The 22547-nt window shown below is 36.4% G+C and carries 15 protein-coding genes; 6 read left to right on the forward strand and 9 right to left on the reverse strand.

What is annotated here, in order from left to right:
• Positions 1–7 precede the first annotated feature (7 nt).
• Together MM213_RS18000 and MM213_RS18005 are read right to left on the reverse strand one after the other, a co-directional pair.
• Positions 8–1414 carry a hypothetical protein gene (locus MM213_RS18000; RefSeq protein WP_241414285.1) on the reverse strand — a complete coding sequence of 469 codons (1407 nt, stop codon included), beginning with the start codon at positions 1412–1414 and terminating at the stop codon, positions 8–10.
• A gap of 397 nt (positions 1415–1811) precedes the next feature.
• Positions 1812–4106: an acyl-CoA dehydrogenase family protein gene (locus MM213_RS18005; protein WP_241414286.1), complete on the reverse strand. Its 2295-nt coding sequence runs from the start codon at positions 4104–4106 to the stop codon at positions 1812–1814.
• 114 nt (positions 4107–4220) lie between these two features.
• On the opposite strand from MM213_RS18005, the gene MM213_RS18010 reads away from it, so the two are divergent.
• The 3 genes from MM213_RS18010 to MM213_RS18020 all read left to right on the forward strand — a co-directional run bounded on the left by MM213_RS18010 (position 4221) and on the right by MM213_RS18020 (position 10424).
• Positions 4221–5213: a Gfo/Idh/MocA family protein gene (locus MM213_RS18010; RefSeq protein ID WP_241414287.1), complete on the forward strand. Its 993-nt coding sequence runs from the start codon at positions 4221–4223 to the stop codon at positions 5211–5213.
• 39 nt (positions 5214–5252) lie between these two features.
• The gene (locus MM213_RS18015) at positions 5253–6920 is read left to right on the forward strand and encodes an RluA family pseudouridine synthase (RefSeq protein ID WP_241414288.1); all 1668 of its coding nucleotides are present in this window, start codon (positions 5253–5255) and stop codon (positions 6918–6920) included.
• A gap of 267 nt (positions 6921–7187) precedes the next feature.
• A complete protein-coding gene (locus MM213_RS18020) occupies positions 7188–10424 on the forward strand; it encodes a S41 family peptidase (protein ID WP_241414289.1) in 3237 nt (1078 codons plus the stop codon).
• 240 nt (positions 10425–10664) lie between these two features.
• On the opposite strand, the gene MM213_RS18025 is transcribed toward MM213_RS18020, so the two are convergent.
• Positions 10665–11123 (reverse strand): copper resistance protein NlpE, encoded by a 459-nt coding sequence (locus MM213_RS18025; protein ID WP_241414290.1) that lies wholly within the window; start codon positions 11121–11123, stop codon positions 10665–10667.
• A gap of 291 nt (positions 11124–11414) precedes the next feature.
• Here MM213_RS18025 and MM213_RS18030 point away from each other — a divergent pair, with 291 nt between their 5' ends.
• A complete protein-coding gene (locus tag MM213_RS18030) occupies positions 11415–14192 on the forward strand; it encodes an outer membrane beta-barrel protein (protein WP_241414291.1) in 2778 nt (925 codons plus the stop codon).
• A gap of 32 nt (positions 14193–14224) precedes the next feature.
• On the opposite strand, the gene MM213_RS18035 is transcribed toward MM213_RS18030, so the two are convergent.
• From MM213_RS18035 to MM213_RS18045, 3 genes are read right to left on the reverse strand one after another with little or no spacing between them, the layout of a single operon-like run.
• A complete protein-coding gene (locus MM213_RS18035; RefSeq protein WP_241414292.1) occupies positions 14225–14641 on the reverse strand; it encodes a hypothetical protein in 417 nt (138 codons plus the stop codon).
• Between the two features lie 8 nt (positions 14642–14649).
• Complete coding sequence (locus MM213_RS18040) at positions 14650–15213, reverse strand: GNAT family N-acetyltransferase (protein WP_241414293.1); 564 nt, start codon at positions 15211–15213, stop codon at positions 14650–14652.
• Between the two features lie 5 nt (positions 15214–15218).
• Positions 15219–16343: a pyridoxal phosphate-dependent aminotransferase gene (locus MM213_RS18045; RefSeq protein WP_241414294.1), complete on the reverse strand. Its 1125-nt coding sequence runs from the start codon at positions 16341–16343 to the stop codon at positions 15219–15221.
• A gap of 223 nt (positions 16344–16566) precedes the next feature.
• Here MM213_RS18045 and MM213_RS18050 point away from each other — a divergent pair, with 223 nt between their 5' ends.
• Positions 16567–17358 (forward strand): hypothetical protein, encoded by a 792-nt coding sequence (locus tag MM213_RS18050; RefSeq protein WP_241414295.1) that lies wholly within the window; start codon positions 16567–16569, stop codon positions 17356–17358.
• A gap of 345 nt (positions 17359–17703) precedes the next feature.
• On the opposite strand, the gene mgrA is transcribed toward MM213_RS18050, so the two are convergent.
• The 3 genes from mgrA to MM213_RS18065 form a co-directional block, all read right to left on the reverse strand.
• Positions 17704–18720, reverse strand: a complete 1017-nt coding sequence (gene mgrA / locus MM213_RS18055) for an L-glyceraldehyde 3-phosphate reductase (protein ID WP_241414296.1) — start codon at positions 18718–18720, stop codon at positions 17704–17706.
• Positions 18710–19741, reverse strand: a complete 1032-nt coding sequence (locus tag MM213_RS18060; RefSeq protein ID WP_241414297.1) for a patatin-like phospholipase family protein — start codon at positions 19739–19741, stop codon at positions 18710–18712. The genes mgrA and MM213_RS18060 overlap by 11 nt, the downstream gene beginning before the upstream one ends.
• 120 nt (positions 19742–19861) lie before the next feature.
• Positions 19862–21193 carry a YfcC family protein gene (locus tag MM213_RS18065; RefSeq protein ID WP_241414298.1) on the reverse strand — a complete coding sequence of 444 codons (1332 nt, stop codon included), beginning with the start codon at positions 21191–21193 and terminating at the stop codon, positions 19862–19864.
• A 276-nt stretch (positions 21194–21469) separates the two neighbouring features.
• Here MM213_RS18065 and MM213_RS18070 point away from each other — a divergent pair, with 276 nt between their 5' ends.
• The gene (locus MM213_RS18070; protein WP_241414299.1) at positions 21470–22072 is read left to right on the forward strand and encodes an RNA polymerase sigma factor; all 603 of its coding nucleotides are present in this window, start codon (positions 21470–21472) and stop codon (positions 22070–22072) included.
• The last annotated feature ends 475 nt before the right edge of the window (positions 22073–22547 follow it).

Here is a 22547-nt window from a genome sequence, read left to right on the forward strand (position 1 = left end):
TGTTTGCTTAGAAGTTCAATTTGAAATTAACAATTGGTGCTGAAAGTTGTGAATAAGAACTGAAAATAGTCGCTTTGGCTTGAAGCTGTTGATTGACAAAATAGTTTTCTGGATTGAATTTTAAAGAATAGTTGATGGATTCCTCTTTGTTCTTTCCTGAAAGGTCAAAATTCATGTTCTCTTTTTTGTATTTTGAAAAAAGAATTTGCTGTGTAATCAGAGCAAAACCAGAGGGTAAACCGATTACTACTGCAGGAGATCCACTTTCTGCTAAGGCAGCCACGCCCAAACCAACCAAAGCGGCTCCTCCTGTTGCGTAATTGATGGTGCTGCCTTGCTTGTTGGTTAGATTTACTCCTTTCACTGTTTTTTGGCCTATACTTGTACCAATCACACTAAACGCAGCAGGAATCAAAATGACGCCATTACTATAATTGTCAATTGTGGCTTGGGTAGCAATGGCAAATCCAATTCCTGTGCCTATTAGGCTCATATTGGTAACATAATTACCATCACCTTTTGAGTAAGGGTATTTTTTTGAAGCGATATTTCCCAAAGCAAGTCCTGTCGCTCCACCTACCAAAGCACCTAGTCCATATATCCTCCCATTGTCTGAATTCAAGGCAGAAATCGCAGAAATACCAACAAATGAGCCTAGAACTCCATGATGACGCATTACTTCAATATGTCCTTCAGAATACCTTCTTTTCTTTTGCATCTGAAATGCTACTTCTCCAAGGGCTATACTTCCAACTGTTGAAAAAGCAAAAGCAGTCTTACCTTCATTAAAAGTATTTCCTCCAATCACCAAGCCCAAGGACCCTCCATAAATAAGCCCCAAAAATCTACCGGCATTGTTGGCTCTGATAACTGACCTGTCTATGTCTTCAAACTTTTTTGGGTTGATTACAGGGCCCAGTGCCCACAATCCTCCAGTCACTAGAGGAATTCCCAAAACACCAAAATTGTCCAATTCTAAAACTGAAACCAATGATGCTCCATAGTATATACCATAAGAAGTAGCGATAACCCGATCTATACCTCTCCATTCAAATTCTGCTGGCATGGCCTGGGCTTTATTGGTTGGAGTTACCTCTCTATCCCACTGAATTCGCATCTTTTCATATAGATTCCTTTCATCTTCAGATAACTTTTGATAGTAGTTATTCAAAAAATCTTCGAAATCCAAAAGGTAAGACATCTCCTCATCAGTTACAGGATCGCCCACATTCTGTTTCTTCTTGATGGTTTTGTAGGTCGCTTTATTCGTCTCTTCCCAATAGCCTCTAGCAGTATAAATTCCCTGTGCTGTAGTGATGTGTTGAAAACCAAAAAGCATTAGCAAAATTGAAAAGATGATTAAGGTTTTATAGTACCTTTTCTCATTTTTAGTAGAAGTTGATTCTTGGATCATGTTAAATATTTATAGATAAATTTCTATCAAAACTATCACTATTTATTGATTTTCAACATGGTCAAGACAATTAATTGGATTAGGTTTAGTTTCTAAGACCTTCTTTTATTCTTTGAATGTCTATCCGCTTTCTTGAAATTAGCCAAACAATAGAATGTTGGCTAAACGATTTCAAGGTACGTTGATTACTCAAATCTGCACAAATATGGGTTTTCATCATTTGAAGAGTATCTGCAAATTGTATTTCCTTTTCCGAACCAATCTACAATATTGCGGATACTCTTATTTTGCATTGTCTAAATCTGATCCTAATAAGGATTTAACCATATTTATTTCAAAAACCAAGGTCTATCAGAAGATTTGAAGCATCTAAATCTCTAATTTTTTATAAGGGGATTTATTCAGTTTTCATTGCAATTGGTGCAGCAATGCAGCTTTCTGGAATGTCAAAAGCATTTATCAAAGCAGAGGCATTTTTGCGGACTTCCCAACAAAGCTGATTTACTTCTTTTCTGATTGCTTTTGTCTTTACACCCTCCATATAACCTTGCTCCAAATACCACCCTCTATTTTTCTCTAATGTATATAAGGCATATAGTTGGCAAAGTTGGGTTAAGGCCATTTTGCAACTTTCGTCAGTAGTTTCATTTACGGTTTTTTGAAATTGCTCTAGGATAACTCTTTCTATATAAGCCTGACCTACATTCTGCAAGTGATGCTGTGCCACGTTTGTTGCATCAAATGAATCCATTCCTTCATCGATGTGCTTCTTCAATCTTTGGGCGGCACTGCTGAGAATTGCTTTTTCTCTGTAAACAAAAGCATTGAGATGAAAATCAAAATCCAATAAATGTTTTGAGTCTGTATTTCTCACAGTAATTGGATTTTTTTCGACGATTGAGGTTTTCGCTTGGGCAGTGATATAATTGAAAATGGTGAACATGTTCATATGGCCAAATTCCTGCCTGAACTCTGTCAGTCTGTTCTTGGCTACAAGTTGCATCAAGACGACATTGTCTCCTTCGAATGTTGTATAGACGTCCGTATCATTTTTTAATGCATCGATTCTGTTTTCGGAAAGATAGCCTTTTCCGCCACAAGCTTCTCGGCATTCCTGTAGTGTAGCCGTTGTAAACCATGTCGTATAGGCTTTCAATCCTGCTGCCAAAGCTTCAATTTCCTGAGCTTCTTCTTCTTTTCTGTCCAAAAATCTTTGCGTAAGGTATCGCAATGCGAAATGTAAAGCATATGAAGTAGCTAAAGGAGGCATCAATCTTCTCTGATGAAGTCTATAATTCAAGATAGGAACTTCTTCACCTCCTTCAGGCCCAAATTGCTTCCGTTTCTCAGCATGTCGTATGGCAATGGTCAGACCAGTTTTACTCGCTGCAAGTGCTGATCTTGGGATTCCAATTCTACCTCCCACCAACGTACCAAGCATTGTGAAAAATCTCCTGTTGTCTGAGCTTATAGGACTTTCGAACTCCCCTTGTTCATTGACAAAGGCAAATTTGTCCAACATATCTTCTTTTGGAATGACAACATTATCGAAATAGATAACGCCATTATCCACACCGTTGAGACCCATTTTTCGACCACAATCCTCTATGCGCACACCTTTTACAAGTTTTCCATCTTCCGATCTTAGGGGGACTACAAAAGCATTGACTCCATAATCTTCACCATCTATGATCAACTTTGCAAATACAGTCGCCATTTGTCCATGAAGTGCCGCATTTCCTATGTATTCTTTTCGTGCATCAGGATTTGGCGTGTGAATGGAAAACGTCTTCGTTTCGTGGTCATAAGTCGCTGTCGTTTCCAGTCCTCTCACATTCGAGCCATGGCCTGTCTCTGTCATCGCAAAACACCCAGGAAGCTCGAGACTTCCTATATCTTTGAGATATTTTTGATGATGTTTTTCACTTCCCAAAAAGAACACACTCATTCCCCAAAGTCCAAATTGAACACCAAATTTGATCACCATACTTAGATCATGATAACTCAAAGTTTCCATAATGGTGAAATAGCCTTCCATATCATCTTTTCCTTTTGCATATTCTGGGAAAGCCCATGCACCAAAACCTTGATCTGCCAAAGCTTGACACCATTGAAGAACCTGCTCTCTCTGATCTAATAAGCTGTCATAATCACGATAGGCAAAAGTTGGATCAGATATTACGGCTTTTACTTTTTTGATCAAATTTGCTTGCTTACCATCCAAAATCCCTGTCATTTTTTCGGTAGCAAAACTTTGGTCTTCTCTATGCTTCGTAGTGATGGTTTGGTGGCCGGATTTGAAAGTAAATCCAGCTTCTTTACTCAGCAGCCCAAGTGCTTTTTCAGCTTCTTGAAAGTCTAAATGGATTTTTTCTTCTATGCTGATGTTTGGATTTTCCTGCTTGACAAGAGATTCTCCAATCTGCGACAGACTATGTGTGCTGTCTAGATCTATGGATTTTATTTTTTTCTTCCAACTTTTTAGTTCTTTGGAATTTGGTCCTTCGGCAGGATTCAGTTTACTTAACAGATATTCTTTTTCAGTACTTGAAATCCAATCTTGTTTGTTAATCAGCTTATGCATTTCACTGATTTCTGTTGGTGTCAAGACGCTGTCCATCCAAAGAGTATAAAATAATGGAAGGAAAATGTGGAGTTTTGGGTTATTGTGAAGTTCTTCTGAATGTAGCATAAGATCAAAATTGATTTATCTAAATATACTCAGTTTAATCAATTTGGTTCAAAAAATTCTTTGATTAAGGATAAAGAAAGCTACAAATTGGTATTTAATTGTTAATTTATGACCATGAACAAATCATCGGAAAGAGAAGTACGCTGGGGTATTATTGGAGTTGGAAATGTGTGTGAGGTCAAATCAGCGCCTGCAATGAACTTAGTGGAAAACAGCAAGTTGGTAGCCGTAATGCGGAGGAGTGAAGAAAAGGTAATTGATTATGCCAAAAGACATCAGATTTCTAAATGGTACACAGATGCTGAAAAGTTAATCAACGATCCTGAGGTCAATGCCATCTACATTGCGACACCACCCAAGCCACATGCTGAATTGACTAAATTGGCAGCAAAGTCAGGAAAGCCAATCTATTTGGAAAAACCAATGGCAAGAACCTTTCAAGAATGTATTGAGATGATGGAGATTTGCAAAGAGCATAAGAGTCCCTTATTTGTTGCTTATTATAGAAGAGCATTGCCACATTTTGTTAAAATAAGAGAACTGATTGAAGAAGGTGTGATTGGTGATATCAGAACTGTTCATATTGACCTCAAGCAAGAATTGGTATCGGATATCATAGCCAATGCTTCTGAAAATTGGAGAGTAGATCCAGAAATAGCAGGTGGGGGTTACTTTTATGATTTGGCATCACATCAGATGGACTTAATGGACTTTTTGTTGGGTAGGATAGTGGATGCAAATGGATTTTCGACAAATCAAGCAGGAAAGTATGAAGCTGAAGATCTTGTTTCAGGGATCTTCAAATTTCAATCTGGGGTGATTGGTACTGGCAACTGGTGCTTCACAACTGCAAAATGTGCTAAAATAGATCAGACTATTATCTATGGTTGTAAAGGTTATATAAAGTTTGAAACTTTTGGGAAGGGTGAATTTGAGCTATTTACAGATGAACAAGGATATCAATATTTTGAATTTGATCTTCCCAAGCATATACAATTTAACTTAATTGAAAATATTGTAAATACGATTTTGGGAAAAGCAGAGGCAATCAGTACAGGTGAATCAGCAGCAAGGACTAATTGGGTTCTCGAGAATATTGTCAAATAATCTTTATACTTTTGATGTCAATTTGTATAGAAAAGTATAGTGGCAGACAGATTTATCCCATTCCATGAATCAATAGAAGGACTAGAAATTCCAAAGGAGTTCACTTTCCCATTTTATTACCAACCTAATCCGCTGGCAATAAATGCGGCCATTCAGCTTAAGGAATATCTTACCAACCAAACAGACTGGATTCATAATTTTGGTTTGCATCCAGAAGACAAAACTTTGGCAATTGGTAAGATGTTCGGTGTGTTGGTGGTGCAAAAAGCAAATTTGGAACTGGGATTCTTGGCTGGGTTTTCAGGTAAGCTGGCTGACAGTAATGAGCATCAGTTTTTTGTACCTCCAGTATATGATATGCTGAGGTCAGATGGTTTTTTTAAAAATGGAGAAAAAATCATCAATAAGATCAATCAGGAAATTGAAACTTTAGAAGCGAATGAAGAATACATTTCTCTAAAATCAGAATGGCTGCAACTTAGTAAAAAAGCTCAATTGGAGATAGAAAGGAAGAAAGAGGAAGTCAATAATGCCAGAAGATTGAGGAAACAAAAGAAAAAAGAGTTACAGCCTGTTTTGAGCTCTGAGGATTATGACAAACTTTTGGCGGAGCAGGTAGATGAAAGCCTAAGGAATAAATACTTTTTCAATCTATTTGTCAAAGAATGGGACGAGAAGTTGCAAGGTTTGAAAAGAAATTTAATTGTCTTTGAAGATCAGTTAGCGAAACTGAAAATGGAAAGAAAAGAGCGATCCAACGCACTTCAACAGCAACTTTTTGATAATTATAAATTTCTGAATGCTGAAAAAGAATGGAAAAGTTTGAGGGAAATTTTTTCCTTGGATTTGAATATTCCCATTCCTGCAGGATCAGGAGAATGTGCTGCTCCGAAGTTGTTGCATTATGCTTTTCTGCATGAATTGAAACCAATTGCTATGGCGGAATTTTGGTGGGGACAATCCCCAAAGTCAGAGATCCGAAAGCACGGTGAATTTTACCCAGCTTGTAAAAGCAAATGTGAACCAATCTTGGGACACATGCTCAAGGGACTTGAAGTCGAAGAAAACCCATTTTTGAAAAACCCGGCCGAAGGCAAAGAGCTGGAGGTGATTTATGAAGATGATGTACTGATGGTTGTGAACAAGCCTTCAGAGTTTTTGTCTGTTCCAGGTAAAAATGTGAGCGATTCAGTCCAAAAGAGGATCGTTGACCTTTATCCAGATGCGATTTTGGTTCACAGACTAGATCAGAGTACTTCGGGAATTATCTTGGTTGCAAAGAATAAATTTACACATCAGGAACTCCAATCCCAATTTGTCAAGAGGACTGTAGAAAAAAGATATTTAGCCTTGCTAGATGGTGAAATTCAGGATAAAGAAGGCTTGATCGATTTGCCAATTAGGGTTGATTTGGACAATCGACCACATCAGCTAGTTTGCTACAAATATGGAAAACCATCACAGACCAAGTTTAAAGTTTTGGGGGTAAAAGATGGGTTGACAAGAATCCAATTTTTTCCAATTACGGGACGAACCCATCAGCTAAGAATGCATGCAGCACATCCAAGTGGACTGAATACACCGATTTTGGGTGATGATCTATACGGGAAAAGGAGTAGCAGATTGCATCTTCATGCAGAGCATTTGGCTTTCACGCATCCAAAATCAAAAGAGCGGATGCATTTTGAAGTCAAAGCGGAGTTTTAGAAGCCCCACAAATTTTCATACGCTTAAAAAATTATATGAAAATCCGCCTCTTTGCCACTAGCCTTAATTCCATTGTTGATTGTTCGCTTATGTTCAATATCTATGAGTATCTAATATCAATAAATATCGGATCTAAGCTAAATCAGACTTTTCTTTAATTAGTGGCAAAGTTCCGTATAGACATGGATAATTTTCTCCTTTGGTATAAAAGAAATTTTCACGCTGTGTTTTTTGATTAATTTAGCTTCGATATCCAAAACATAAAGTATGAAATTGAGAAAAATTTGTTTAAGTGTTTTACTCACAGGAGTATTTGGGCTTTCTATGGCTCAAGAAGCCCCAAAATGGCTTCGTTACCCAACGATTTCACCCGATGGAAGCAAGGTAGCCTTCACCTACAAAGGTGATTTGTTTACGATTCCAACCACCGGTGGAAAAGCTACCCAAATTACATTTCATGAAGCACATGATTTTATGCCTGTATGGAGCAAAGACAGTGAAAAAATCGCTTTTGCTTCAGATAGATATGGCAATTTTGATGTCTTTATCATGGATGCAGCGGGTGGAGCTGCCAGCAGATTGACTTATCATTCTAATGACGAGATGCCTTATAGTTTTTCCTCAGATGGAGAATCAGTGATTTTTGGAGGAGTGCGACAAGATCTTGCAGAACATAGACAGTATCCTACTGGCTCACAGCCTGAATTATACAAAGTTCCAGTCAAAGGTGGGAGAGTAGATCAAATTTGGACGATACCAGCAGAATATGTCAAGGTAAGTGCTGATGGCAAGAAAATGATCTACCATGACAAAAAAGGTGGTGAAAATGAATGGAGGAAAAAGCATCAATCCGCCATCACAAGAGATATTTGGATTTATGATACAGAGACCAATTCCCATAAGATGTTGACCACTTTTGGTGGAGAAGATAGAAATCCAGTGTTTGGACCTGGGGAAAAGGAAATTTACTATTTGTCAGAAGAGGGAGGAAGTTACAATGTTTTCAAAATGGATGTTGAGAATCCTTCTCAAAAGAAATCACTGACAGACTTGAAAGATTTTCCAGTAAGGTTTTTATCTATTGCAGATAATGGTCAGATGTGTTTTTCTTATGATGGAGAGCTATATCTTCTAAAAGAAGGAGGTTCGCCAGAAAAAATTAAAGTTGAAATCAAAACCCAGTCCATTTCAAATCCTGATAGTTATATAGCTATTAATGGAGGTGTAAGGGAAATGTCGATTTCACCTGATGGAAAAGAGATCGCATTCATAGCAAGAGGAGAAGTTTTTGTAACCTCTGTAGATGGTTCATTGACCAAAAGAATTACCAAAACACCAGAGCAAGAGCGCTTTGTTCAATTTGCTCCTGATGGAAAATCGATAGTTTATTCGAGTGAAAGAGACGGGAAATGGTCGATCTTCCGAGTGAAAAGATCTAGGGAAAAAGAAGAGCCTTTTTTCTATGCAAGTACTTTGGTAGAAGAAGAGAAGTTGGTCAGCAATGAATTTGACAATTACCAGCCATCGATTTCTCCGGATGGAAAAAAACTTGCTTATATAGAATCCAGAAAGAAATTGAAAGTGATGGATTTGGCAAGTAAAGAAACGGTCACATTGATGAATGAAGACCAATTGATGCACATGCGTGATGGAGATCAATATTTCACTTGGAGCCCTGATAGCAAATGGCTTTTGGCTGAATACAGTCCTACCATGGCCAATGGCGAAATTGTTTTATTGGATGCCAGTGGCAAGAAACCAATGGAAAATCTTACCCAAAGTGGCTATGGGGATAGAAACCCAAAATTTGTCAATGGAGGAAAGCAAATGCTTTGGTTCTCAAATAGAGATGGTCTGAAAAGCTTTGCTACTAGTGGCGGATCTCAAAATGATGTCTATACAATGTTTTTTACCAAAGAAGCTTTTGAAAAATTCAGCCTTAGTAAGGAAGACTTTGACTTGATGAAAGAAGTGGAAAAATCCAACAAAGGTGAATCTGACAAAAAGGACGAAAAGAAAGATGATAAAAAGGATGATAAAAAAGTAGAAGATATCAAAATCGATTTGGAAGACATCCGAGAGAGAAAAGCAAAGCTGACAATTCATTCAGCCTCACTCGGTGATGCTGTGTTGGACAAAGATGCCGAGAAACTATATTATCTGGCTCGATTTGAGAAGGGAATGAACTTATGGAGTACGGATTTGCGAACCAAAGAAACCAAGATGGAACTGAAGCTTGACGGTGGTGGAGGAAGTCTGGAATGGGACAAAGAGATGAAAAATCTTTACCTTCTGAGCGGTGGAAGTATTTCCAAAATTACCAGCAATGGAACTAAGAGGGAAGCCATCAAAATTGCTGGTGAGATGAATATGGATACAGAAGCTGAAAGAGCACATGCTTTTGAACACATAAAAATCAGAACAAAGGGTGCATTTTACACTCCTGATATGCATGGCGTGGATTGGGATTCTTTGACTGCATCTTACGAAAAATATCTGCCTCATATAGGGAATGGATATGAATTTGCAGAGATGCTTTCGGAGTTGATTGGTGAATTAAATGTCTCACATGCAGGAGCGAGGTATAGCAGAAATGTTCCTCAGTCTGACGCTACAGCTTCTTTGGGGATTTTCATGGATTATTCTCACAAGGAAGATGGAATCAAAATAGCTGAGATCATCAAAGGTTCGCCACTTGACAAGTCCAATTTGGATGTAAAAGCGGGTATGATCATCGAAAAAATCGATGGTGAGACGATCTCAATTGATAAGGATGTAGCACAGTATTTCAATAGAAAAGCTGATAAGTTCACTCTTTTGGAAGTATTGGATCCAGCTTCGGGAAAAAGACAACAGATTACTGTAAAGCCGATTTCTATCGGTGAAGAAGGTAGGTTGCTCTACACAAGATGGGTGAAGAAAAATCAAGAGGAAGTAGAGAAAATGTCAGATGGCAAACTTGGCTATGTTCACATTCCTGGTATGTCAGACGGACCATATAGAACTACTTATGAAGAAATGATGGGCAAATATCATGACAAAGAAGGAGTAATCGTGGATACCCGTTTCAATGGTGGAGGTGATTTGGTAGCTGATTTGGCTATGTTCTTTACAGGAGATAAGTTTATCACTTATGCTACAGAAGAGCGTGACCTTGGGTACGAGCCTACATTCAGATGGACCAAGCCAACTTTGGCTATGTTCAATGAATCAAATTATTCGGATGGACATTGTTTTGCTTGCGGATATACAGATTTGAAAATTGGAAAAACAGTTGGTATGCCAACTCCAGGAACTTGCTCTTTTGCAGGTTGGGAAGCGCTTCCTGACGGAACCCGCTGGGGAATAGTGCCAGTTTCTGCCAAAAACAAAGCTGGAGAATGGATGGAAAACAACGAGACCAAGCCACAGTTCCAAGTGAAAAACATGCCTGGAAAGATTGATAAGGGTATAGATGAACAACTGGAAAAAGCTGTTGAAGAATTGCTTAAAGATGTAGAGTAATTAAAATAAAATTTAGGCCTTTTGGATATCGAAATCGCGTTTCTTTCTTGATTGGTAAATAATCAAAGTTTGCCCATTTTGACAACCAATTCCAATAGCCAATTAGTAAAAAAGCCTGACATTTTTGTCAGGCTTTTTTACTATGATCATCTACTTTCTTTCAGGTAGCCAAAAACAGAATGGCAGCTGAAACGATTCTGAAATATTTCCTTTAACTCAGAACCATGTCATATTAAGACCCTACTCTTTGTTTAGCTGATATTTTTCGGCTAACTCACCTTCGATTCTATTCCCTTCCATATCAAGATGAAACAGAATGTTTTCTCCTACGAAGTACTGATTTGGTTCTTCTTCTTCGTTTAGTGTTATCGTGTTTCCACCTTCATTCCAAGAGAAAGTTCCAGATGTTTCGATTACTTCTTGATCATCTTTACCAAGATAAATGACTTTTTTAGTATAAGAATTTCCACTTCCTAGCTCAACTGTGGTCTGAATACCTTCACAATCTGCACAAGGTAAAACACCTTTATAGATTCCCATGTAATCCAAAGAATTCAAAGCTGTGTGATGCTCAACAAATTCTTCCGATTCAAATACTTCATCATCGACAACCAAGTCGTCAGACTGATTGGATTTTTGACAGCTTGCCATCACAATTAAAAAAGATAAAGACAAGGCAATTTTCAAGTTTTTAAACATAAGCGTTAGGATTTTTTCTGTAAAAATAACATAAATATTACAATCGGTAAAATAATGGATAAACTACTGCAAAAATGAAAGAAAAACGGATCGGTTTCTGAATTGTTTTTTTCAGAAGAGATTGAAAATAGCCTTTCAAATCTGTTTTTAAACCAATTAAATAAACAATTATAGTTGTGATTGGGTATTTGATTAGCGGTTTGCTTGTGGACACAAGCAGGTCTAATTTTATATTTCTTTTGTCAAGTAAAGTTTCTGACTAGAATCAATCAATCTAACCTATTATAAATAATGAATCGTGTAATTATTCTTTTTATCTTTTTTATGTGTTTCGTTCATGCTGCCTATTCACAATCTGAAATTACAGGAAGGGTAGTGGATAAGGTCACCAAGGAGTCTTTGCCAGGAGCCTATGTATTTATAAAAACAGAATTTGGGGAAACTATCTCTTCGACTTTTACCGATGGTAGTGGAAAGTTCTCCTACAAGAGGCCTACAATAAACACTTACAATATTGAAGTTACCTTCATTGGTTTTTCGAAATTCGTCAAAACAGTTGAGAATTTCGATGGGAATAATATTGGTGATATAGAAATTTCTGAAGATGGACAACTTTTGGAGACATTTGAAATAAAAGCACAGGTTCTGACAGGTGAAGTAAAAGGTGACACGATTGCATTCAATGCAAATGCTTTCAAAACACGTCCACAAGCAAATGCAGATGATTTGATCAGCAAAATGCCAGGTGTGGTCATGCGTGGCGGAACGATTGAAGTGCAGGGAGAAGTCGTTGGGAGAGTTTTAGTAGATGGAGAGCCATTCTTCGGTGACAATCCCGCAATGGCAATGGCAAACATTCCTGTGGAAATCATAGATAAAATCGAGTTTTTGGATCAAAGAAGTGATCAAGCCGTACTTACTGGTTTTGATGATGGGAATACCACAAAGACAATTAATATTATCACTAAAAAGGAAGTAAAGTCTGGAATGTTTGGAAGAATTTCGGGTGGTTATGGAACTGACAACAACTATTTGGCTTCTGCATCTTTGAATTTTTTCAATGGAACTCGAAGAACAACTGTTCTTGGCTTGACCAATAATATCAACCAACAAAATTTCTCTTCTGACGATCTTTCAGGAGCTTTGGGAGAAGGTGGCGGTCAAGCCGGTGGTGGCGGTAGAGGTGGAGGAGGCAATAATGCACTTCAAACCAGAGAGAGAGATGGGATTACCATTACCAATGCAGTTGGTTTGAATTTTTCAGACAAATTTGATCAAGGAAAAGCTAAAATCACAGGGTCGTATTTTTTCAATGATAACAGAAATGTTCTCAACAGGTCTTCATCAAGAACCTATATTTTGCCAAGTGATAGCTTGCAGTTGTATAATGAAGAAACTAGGAATATCAGAGAATCCAAAAGGCATCGATTGGATCTACGACTTGATTACAATATTTCTGAACGATCAGCCATAATTTGGAGACCAAGATTGACTTATGCTGTAAGTGAAAATAGAAATGAAACTTTTGCACAAAATCTTTTTGACCAAAATACTCCAATTAATGATGTCGAAAACATTACTGTAGGAGATAACAAATGGATGAGTTTCGATAATGATTTTACCTATAGATACAAATTTGGAAAAGATGGAAGAGTAATATCTACAAATGTCACCTCGAGGTTTAATGAAAATGAAAGGAATTCAAGGCTGACATCAGTAAATACAGATTATGGCACTTCACTTGTCGATAGTTTGATTCAGAACTCATTCAGTAATTCCAACAGTTTTAATTATCGAGTTGGGATAGATTATAATGAACCATTGACAGCAAATTCGCAACTGAGATTTGAATATAGAATTGGAAATGATCTTGGAAAAACCGATCAAGAAGTCTTACAGAGAGAAGCTGAATCGACACAATTTGTATTGGACAGTGCGCTTTCCAATCAATTTGAAAATAGATATCTTCAACAGCAGAGTGGAGTTGGGTACAGGTTCAATAATGAAAAGTGGAGGATCTTTACTTCTATAGACTATGAAGTTTCAAAACTTAACAGTGATAGAATCTTCCCTGGATTTGAAAATACGCAAAGAACATTTGAAAACTGGATCCCAAGAGCTGTTATCAATTACAACTTGACCGAACAAACGAACATCAGGTTGGATTTTAGGACTAGTACAGATGCGCCATCAATCAGGCAATTACAGTCTTTGATAGATAATAGAAATCCTATTCAGATTTTTGCAGGTAATCCAGATTTGGTTCAGGAATATCAACAGAGATTGTTTGCAAGGATCAGGAGAGTCAATCCTGAGACTTCTAGATCTTTCTTTATGTTTGTATCAGGGTCAAGGAGGAATAATTATCTGGGTAACTCAACTTTCATAGCTAGCCGAGACACTTTGATCAATGGAGAAGTTTTACTCAGACAAGGTGGGCAATTCAATAAACCGATCAATTTGGATGGTTTTTGGGATGCGAGATCTTATATGTCTTTTGGATTCCCGGTGTCATTCATCAAAAGTAATATCAATTTAAGTACAAGGGCTAATTATTCCAATCGCCCTGGAGTGATCAATGATCGATTGAATATCAACAAAAATACCACATTTGGTCAAGGAATAGGAATAAGTAGTAATATCAGTGAAAGGATTGATTTTAATTTCAATACTGAGGGAAATTACAATTTGGTGAGAAGTAGTTTGCAGGAAAATTTAAATAACAACTTTTACACCCAAAACACCAGAATAGATTTCTATTGGCAGTTTCTTGGAGGCTTATTCATCAGTACCAACATCAATAATCAGATTTATTCAGGTTTGGGGGAAGCTTTTGATAGGTCAATATGGCTGATGAATGCAGATATTGGATATCGTTTTGGGGCTAAGGAAAAATTGGAAACAAAATTGACCATTTTTGATTTATTGAATCAAAACACGAGCATTGCTAGAAATGTGACAGATGTATTTATTCAAGATGAAAGAACACAGGTTTTGACTCAGTTCTTTATGTTAAGCTTGACATATAATCTAAGGAGTTTCTCAGGAGCTCGGCCTTCGCAGGATTAAAGATCAATAAAAAAATTAAAATCAAGCCATTCCTATCTTACAGGGAATGGCTTTGTGATTTTTTCTCGAACCATTTCTTTGAGAGATTCACCTGTGAGAATCAATGTAGCAAAGAAAAGGAGGATATCTTTGATAATGTGAAGAAAAATCATGCTGAAAGGAATTTTTTCGCTTATTTCAAGATAACCCAAGTAAACCACAGTAATCAAAAAAAGCAAGGCAGCAACTCCACCTCCAATCGCGCCAATTTTTGGGAATTTGAAATGTAATAAAAGCATTGAAGATGTTCCTACTACCAAAAGCAGTAGAATTACTGTTTGGATGAGGTCTTCACCTCCCACAAATCCATTGTTGAAGTTAAGTGTACCAATGAAAAGGAAGTAAGCAATCATTCCAAATCGGAGTAAGATTTTTCCTGTTTTTTCGATTTTGAGGATGTTGTCTATCATATTTTTGTTTACCAATTATTTTCTCGTTTGACATGTGGCCATTCGGATTTTAAAATACTAAAATAAACTGTATCTCTTCTTCTTCCATTTGTCATTAGCATGTGACTTCTCAATACTCCTTCTTCAATTGCACTGATGTTCTTCAAAGCGGATCTTGATTGTGAATTCAAAACATCAGTTTTGAATTCAACTCTTTCCATACCTAAGATTTCAAAAGCATATATCAACATCAACTGTTTCACTTTTGTGTTTATACCGATACCTTGAAAATCCTTTCCTAACCATGTCCAGCCAATTTCAATTCTTTTGTCTAGTGCATAAAGATTGCCAAAGGCTGTGGTTCCAACTATTTTGTCATTTTTTTTGTCTATGATTACAAATTGTAAGCGCTTTTGATCGAATGCAGGCTCCAACCATAATTGAAAATCTAATGGATTGGAAAGATCATGTGTGAAGAATCTCCACATTCCGGGGTTATTCGTCAACAAACTAAGTTTTTCAATATCAGATAATTGAATAGGTCTGAGTTTTATATTTTCATTTTCTAGAATTAAATCAAAATTTATATCCATGACTTTTATGAATAGAGTTCTGTTAATACCTGATTGAAGTATTGAACTTCTTCAAGCGTGCCGGTACTAATTCTACACCAATCGTTGAATGGAGGAAATGGACGTCCAATAACTATCCCTTTGTCCCGCATTTTTTCACCCAAAATCTGAACATCTTGCTTGGCATGAAAAAACACAAAATTAGCCTGTGATGGAAGATAGCTTAATCCTAAATTCGACAAAGTATTCTCAATTGAATTTCTAGCTTCTAAATTTTTTTGTAAACTGAATTTATAAAATTCATTGTCTGCTAAAGCTGCTTTTCCTGCCTCTATGGCCATAATATTTGTATTTGCCACCATTCTTTCTGACAATTCTGCGGCTATTTCTGGTTTGGCAACCAAATAGCCTACCCTTATTCCAGCCAAGCCATATACCTTTGAAAGTGTTTTTGAAACAATAACATTTTTTCCTTGCTTTACCAGTTCTACCATAGAAGGGTATTTAGCATCTTCTATATAATCATAGTATGCTTCGTCACTGAATACCATTGTTTTATTACATACTGAATTGCAAAAGTCCATAACTTGATTTGCGGGTAAAAGTTTACCTGTTGGATTGTTTGGATTACATAGAAAAATGAGCTTCGTGTTGGAATTGATTCTTTTTTCCATTTCCTCAACATCAAAATTCATCTCTTTATCGAGAGGTACCCAATTGATTTTGGCGCCCCATACTTCTGCATAGGTCATCAATGATAAAAATGTCGGTAAACCGGAGATTATTTCACCGCCTTTTCCCGCGTATGTGATTCCTGCGATTTTCAAACCTTCAGTTGAACCAGCAGTCAAGACGATATGGTCTGCTGGGACACCTTCTTTTTTTGCAATTTGTTCTTGAAGCGAATGATTATAGTACCAAGGGTACCTGCATGCCAAATCAAATGCTTTTTGCATCGCATCACGAACCTTCAAAGATGGTCCATACGGATTTTCATTTGATCCTAACCGAATTAAATCCTCAAGAGGTCTTGGATTGAAGTTTGCTTTTTCATAATCACTTAACCCAAACAAGCTAGTAGTTCCTGATAGTAATGCTAAACCACTAGTCAAACTTGTTTTTTTGAGCCACTGTCTACGTGTTACATTCATAAAACTTGAGGTTTATTTTCTAAAAGTTAAGAATATCAAAATTTTATTCCTAATGAAATATTTAAAGCTTTTAGATGCTTTAAAGATATATAGTTAGTGGTACATTTTACCATTTTTATATTTAAAGATAAAAAAGACTATTAAAAGTTATTAAAATAAAAATTATATTCTTAAATTTTAATAAAATGCACAATAAATAGCATAACCCTAAAGATAAATAGCCATGAAAAAATCAGTTTTAACCCTATTTCTCGGATTATTCTTATTTGGAGTAGTCCTTGCGCAAGATTCAAGGTATCTCGTATTTGAGTTTATTAAAGTTGAAACTTCTCAGATGTATGAATTTATTGACTATAAAGGATTTATGGAAAAGGTCTACCAATCTGCTGTAGATGATAACAAAATATTAGGTTGGGATTTTTGGTCATTACATTCAGGAAATGATACTGGAGAGTTTCAATATATAACGATTACCTATTATAAAGATCCTGTATCAATGATGAATGGATTGACAGAAGAAGATTTGTTGAAATATGCTAAGCTAGCAGACCCACAAATGAGCGATAATCAGATTAAAGAAAAATTTGATCAAGCTTTTGCCACACATGATCTTGCTCAGAGATCTTATATGCAGCAAATTTCTAATACTAAGGATAATTTTAATATGAAAAAAGGAGTACTGGCTTCATTTGATCTTATGAAGGCAAGTGAAGGCAAGTTTCAAGATTATGAAAACGCAGAAAAAGAAGTATTCATGCCAATCCATCAGGGAAGAATAGAGAAGGGATTAATGGGCAGTTGGACTTTACTACGTACAGCCTTACCGTTTGGTAGTGAGGCGAAGTCTACACATTTGACGATGAATATGTACTCAGATTACATGCAGTTTTTCAACGCAATGGAATACGAAGATTTGGAATCTACGGCTGAGCAAAGAGCTGCTGTGGAAAAAGGACTAAAATCCAGAGATCAAAAATGGGTTTACCTTGCTACCTTGGAAAGCACTGTCAGGTAGATGTTTACCAAAGTCAAATTTTAATTGAACTATAGTGGCAAAATATTTAAACTTACTATTTTTTAAATATTTTCTTCTTTGTAAAACTAAGAAAGGATTGAACATCTTATTTAAATAATGCGGGCGAGAAAAAAGATGAAACTTTAATCATTTTTTTCACCCGCATTTTTTTTTAGATTAAATCCGTGAACTTAATTCTTGTTTTATGGGTGTTTTTGCTTTCAAAGCAGAAACTTAATAAATCAACACCTTAAGATTTTTTTTGCTTTTATGGATAGTAGACAAATAACTGACTATGGATTTGTTCAATTACATTTAAAGAATGATTGCTGATACCTATGATACTTAATTTAGTATTGTTTCAATCGCTTTGATTTCTTCATCGCTGAATTTGATATTTTCCACAGCACTTACATTTTCTTTTAGTTGGGAAGCTTTGCTCACACCTAATAGCACTGAAGTTATTCTTGGGTCTTTGAGTAACCAAGCGATTGCCATTTGAGCTAAGCTTTGATTTCTACCTTTAGCGATTTTATTGAGAGCATTGACTTTGAGGAGAAGTGTATCTGAAATAGTCTCTTTCTTTAGATATCTACCATCTTTTGCTATACGACTATCCTCCGGAATTCCATTCAAATATTTATCTGTCAAAACTCCCTGTCCAAGTGGAGAAAATGCGATTGTGCCAATCCCTTCCTGTTCTACTGCTTCTAACAATCCATTTTCTACCCATCTATCCAACATATTGTACCTAGGTTGGTGAATTAGGCAAGGTGTGCCCATTTTTTTCAAGATTTGAGAGGCTTTAAGTGTATCTTCAGCAGAGTACTGCGAGATGCCAATATACAAAGCCTTACCTTGTCTTACGATCTGATCCAAAGCACCCATTGTTTCTTCAAGTGGCGTATCTGGGTCTGGCCTGTGGTGGTAGAATATATCTACATATTCTAAGCCCATTCTTTTTAGACTTTGATCAAGTGAGGCTACAAGGTATTTTTTTGAACCAAAGTTCCCATATGGACCAGGCCACATATCCCAGCCTGCTTTGGTAGAAATGATCAATTCATCCCTATAGCTTTCAAAATCCTTATTCATTATCCTACCAAAAGTTTCTTCTGCGGAGCCATATGGAGGTCCGTAATTATTGGCCAAATCAAAATGTGTTATCCCTAGGTCAAAAGCCTCCCTAAGAATGATTCTTGCATTATTGAAATCTGAGTTATGACCAAAGTTATGCCATAAGCCAAGTGAAATCGCGGGTAGTAAAAGTCCACTTTTTCCGCACCTTCTATAAGGCACATGATCATATCTTGATTCGTCAGCTAAATAAGTTTTTAATGGTTCAAGGTCGTTAATCTTCATAGGTTTGATTTGCAATAAGTTTATCTACAAGAATATTGATTTTTTCGGGATTATCCTTGATAAATTTTATTGCATCATCTTTTAACGCTTTCATATTCTCTTTGCTAGCATCATCCATCGTAGGTTTTGCTTGATGGAGTTCTGGCTCTAATCTTATAAAGCCTTCTCGATTTTTACCCGCATCAAACAACCATTCTAATTGGTGAGAAACAGTCTCAGAGTTACCTGACATCATTACATCAATGAGTGGTTTGATCCATTGTGCCAAACCATAATTTTTAGCTTTTTTGTATGGAATTTCTTCTTTGACGTTTCCAGTCCCTAAGGACAATAGCAGCATATCCTTGGAAGTAGGATTGGCAATTTTGCCAAAGGTGCATTTTCGTGCTTCAGCATAAGCACACATAGCAGGATTGTTGGCAAACACTCCACCATCAATCAATGGGTACTTAGATCCAAATCTAGACTCTACCAAAGCTACTTCAAAATAAGTAGGTGCAGAAGCTGTAGCCAATGCTACATCTTTAACAAAAAAATCATGTGCTTCATCATTGCAAGCATAGCCATGTTTAAAGAATTTAGCCCTTCTACTTTCAATGTCATAAGAAGTAAAAAGACTGGGTTTTAATAACTCACTCAAATATACGTTTCCAAAGTATTTTTGAAGTGCATTTTTTAAATTCGTATTGGGGTATTTTTCATCTCTCCACCCAAAGACAGATTTTAACTTATGTCTAAGGCTTTTACTAAAAATAGAAGCTCCGTTTTCATGGTATAGATTGACAACTTCCTCCATTTTATACCTTGGTCTTGAGGGATTTATAGGATCGGGAACGAGCATAGCACACCCTAATATCCCTCCTGTGCTGGTTCCTGCTACAAAATCAATGTAATCTACAAGTCTTGCCTGAGGGTTTTCTGTTTTTTCTTGAATCTTTTCTTCGATCACTTGAAGGATTGTTCCTGGAATAATTCCCCTTATTCCACCTCCATCTATAGAGAGAATTGTAACTTGTTTCATAGGTATTAAGCGAGTGGTTGATGAAAATACAATATCAATAGCTTAAAGTTAATGAAATATCGAACAATACTGGTATTAAATGCTAATTATTAAGTACTTACAATCCGAGACTGTGAAATATCATAAAACATAAATTCCTAATACAACTGAAATAGATGCGATGATAAAAATAACCAATATAGGCCTCCAAGCATATTCTATCCATTCTTTGTAAGAAACCCCTGCTGCTGCTAATATTGCCATCAACCCACCATTACTTGGTGTTACAAGATCCATAATTCCAGCTCCATATTGATAAGCTAATACGACCACTTGTCTTGACATCCCAATCAAGTCTGCAATAGGAGTGAGCAATGGCATGGTCAATACAGCCTGTCCCGATGTACTGGGAACAGGTATATGCAAGATAGCTTGTGCCATCATCATCCCAAATGCAGAAAGTCCTAGTGGCAATGTTTCAATTGGGGTAAATAGAGCATAAATTATTGTGTCAATAATGTATCCTTCTTGAAGTAAGAGATAGATACTTCTAGCCAATCCCACAATAATTCCTGCAAAAATAAGCTCAGCAAATCCTTCTGAATACGCTTTTGCAGTCCCGTTGATTCCAAGCTTTCCAATAAATCCAGCTAATAATCCCATGGCAAAAAAAATGGCGGACATTTCGTTATAATCCCAGCCCCAATTGGTCAATCCATAAATCATCACAATAAATGTTATTGCTACCAAAATCAGGATAAAACTATGAGATGTAGAAATATTTGCTGGTTTTTCAGTTTTTGAAACCACCTCTAGAGTTTTGACTTTTCCGGTTTTGATCACGTAAATAATCCAAAAAACCAAAGCTGCTACCAAAAAAATCATTCGATACATTCCTGCCGAAAAAAGTGGGACTTCAGCAATTTTTTGAGCTATGAGAACAGAGAATGGGTTTGTTGGCCCAAATGCACCTCCGATCAGTGCTGCTCCCAAGCTAATAGCTATACCAGCAACTTTTTTGTAACCAATTCTTTGGGAAAGGATCATTAATATGGGAACCATAGCTATAATCTCCTCTTGTAAGCCATTCAGCGCACCAGCTGTGGCAAAAAGAATTGCAATAATAGCCAAGAGGTATGATTTGGCATTTTTGAATTTGTATATCAAAGACTCTAAGCCAGTCTGGAAAGCGCCCGTCTTATCGACGACATAAAATGCACCACCTACAATGATGATCAAAACCACTATCTCTGCACCTTCAATAATCCCTTCTGGTACACTCAAAAACATTTTCCCAATACTGACAGGACTGTTTTCAATAGCTTTATAACTTCCCTGAACTACAACTTCTCGACCTGTATCTTCATCCAAGACACGATCATACTCTCCAGAAGGAATCAAATAAGTGCAAACCGTCGCCAATAGCACAAAGGAAAGCATGATAATCATGGGATGCGGAAATGAAAGTTTCATGTTTTTTAATTATTAAAAAGATGTTTTTTGTAAGTTCTATGTTTCACACCTGTTTTTTTAAAACAAATGTAATTCAAAACTTATTGTGAAGCCTAAGTAGGCTTGAAATTTTGAAATGATAGAATTGAAATAAGTTTTAGTTTTGATTCGATTATTTTGTTAGGTCACTTTGTGTTGTGTGAAAGTTAATTTCTTTTAATTCAGAAGGTTCATTTTTATCAAATTATAATTGTTAGCTTTAAACATTAATTCGAATTTGTTATAATCTTAAAGATTATGGTAAATAAAAATAAACCCTATATTGATCATTTTAATAGCAAGCTAGATTCAAATCCCAAAAATGGCGGTACAGATGCTGAAATTTGGGATTCCTTTAGATCAGGAAGTGAATCAGCTTTTATTACAATTTATCAGAATTATTTTGATAAGCTATATACATATGGAATGAAAATCTCCAATTCGGAAGATTTGGTGAAAGATGCTATCCAAGATCTTTTTATTGAATTAAGAAAAAACAGGTCAAAATTAGGACAAACAAATTCAATTAAATTTTATCTTTTCAAAAGTTTAAAAAGGAAATTGATTAAAGAGGAAGGTAAATGGTATTCAAATTTGGAGACTTTAGATTCCAAATATTTTTTTGATTTCAGTTTCTCTCCAGAACAATTGATAATTGATAGGCAAGTTGATGAGGAAAGGAGTAGGAAGCTAAATCAAGCAATCAAGCAATTGAGTCCAAGAAAAAAAGAGGTGGTTTATTACTATTTTTTCGAAGAACTGAGTTACAAAGAAATTCAGGAAATCATGAATTTGGATAATATTAAATCAGTCAGAAATCTGATTTACAAATCGATCTCATTTTTGAGAGAAATATTTTAAGGTATTCCGTTCATTGGTTTTTTTAAAGAATCACACAATAAATTCAATAAGAAAGTGAAACTGAATGAAACAAAAAAGTGGAGCAGTACTATCAGTCTCTCCTTGTCAAAAAAAAATCTTGCCATCCAAATAGGGTTGTAGCCCTGCAATCTTCTTAGCATAATGGAGGCATCCCAAGCCAAGAGGGGCGTTAGCCCTGATTTCTCAATTCCAATCGTAGTTCTATCAGAAATCAGGGCTATGCCCCTCAAGACAACATTCGGTACAAATTTTTTGACGAAGAAAAGTGGGCTACGCCCCCAAGAGTAACCCAAATGTATTTATGAGTATTTTTGGTTTTTTTAAATTCAGCAAGAAAACATACAGTTTTTTAAAAATCAATAACCTGCGTATCCAAATTAAGGGGCGTAGCCCTTTAATCTTCGTAGCAAAACGGAGCCATCCTCTTCCAGGAGGGGCGTTAGCCCTGAAATCT

The organism is Belliella alkalica (assembly GCF_022549785.1).
Taxonomy (GTDB): Bacteria; Bacteroidota; Bacteroidia; order Cytophagales; family Cyclobacteriaceae; genus Belliella; species Belliella alkalica.

Coding starts and splice junctions, on each gene's coding strand:
- MM213_RS18000 (WP_241414285.1), bottom strand. CDS start 1,414: ATGATCCAAGAATCAACTTCTACTAAAAATGAGAAAAGGTACTATAAA.
- MM213_RS18005 (WP_241414286.1), bottom strand. CDS start 4,106: ATGCTACATTCAGAAGAACTTCACAATAACCCAAAACTCCACATTTTC.
- MM213_RS18010 (WP_241414287.1), top strand. CDS start 4,221: ATGAACAAATCATCGGAAAGAGAAGTACGCTGGGGTATTATTGGAGTT.
- MM213_RS18020 (WP_241414289.1), top strand. CDS start 7,188: ATGAAATTGAGAAAAATTTGTTTAAGTGTTTTACTCACAGGAGTATTT.
- MM213_RS18025 (WP_241414290.1), bottom strand. CDS start 11,123: ATGTTTAAAAACTTGAAAATTGCCTTGTCTTTATCTTTTTTAATTGTG.
- MM213_RS18030 (WP_241414291.1), top strand. CDS start 11,415: ATGAATCGTGTAATTATTCTTTTTATCTTTTTTATGTGTTTCGTTCAT.
- MM213_RS18035 (WP_241414292.1), bottom strand. CDS start 14,641: ATGATAGACAACATCCTCAAAATCGAAAAAACAGGAAAAATCTTACTC.
- MM213_RS18040 (WP_241414293.1), bottom strand. CDS start 15,213: ATGGATATAAATTTTGATTTAATTCTAGAAAATGAAAATATAAAACTC.
- MM213_RS18045 (WP_241414294.1), bottom strand. CDS start 16,343: ATGAATGTAACACGTAGACAGTGGCTCAAAAAAACAAGTTTGACTAGT.
- MM213_RS18050 (WP_241414295.1), top strand. CDS start 16,567: ATGAAAAAATCAGTTTTAACCCTATTTCTCGGATTATTCTTATTTGGA.
- mgrA (WP_241414296.1), bottom strand. CDS start 18,720: ATGAAGATTAACGACCTTGAACCATTAAAAACTTATTTAGCTGACGAA.
- MM213_RS18060 (WP_241414297.1), bottom strand. CDS start 19,741: ATGAAACAAGTTACAATTCTCTCTATAGATGGAGGTGGAATAAGGGGA.
- MM213_RS18065 (WP_241414298.1), bottom strand. CDS start 21,193: ATGAAACTTTCATTTCCGCATCCCATGATTATCATGCTTTCCTTTGTG.
- MM213_RS18070 (WP_241414299.1), top strand. CDS start 21,470: ATGGTAAATAAAAATAAACCCTATATTGATCATTTTAATAGCAAGCTA.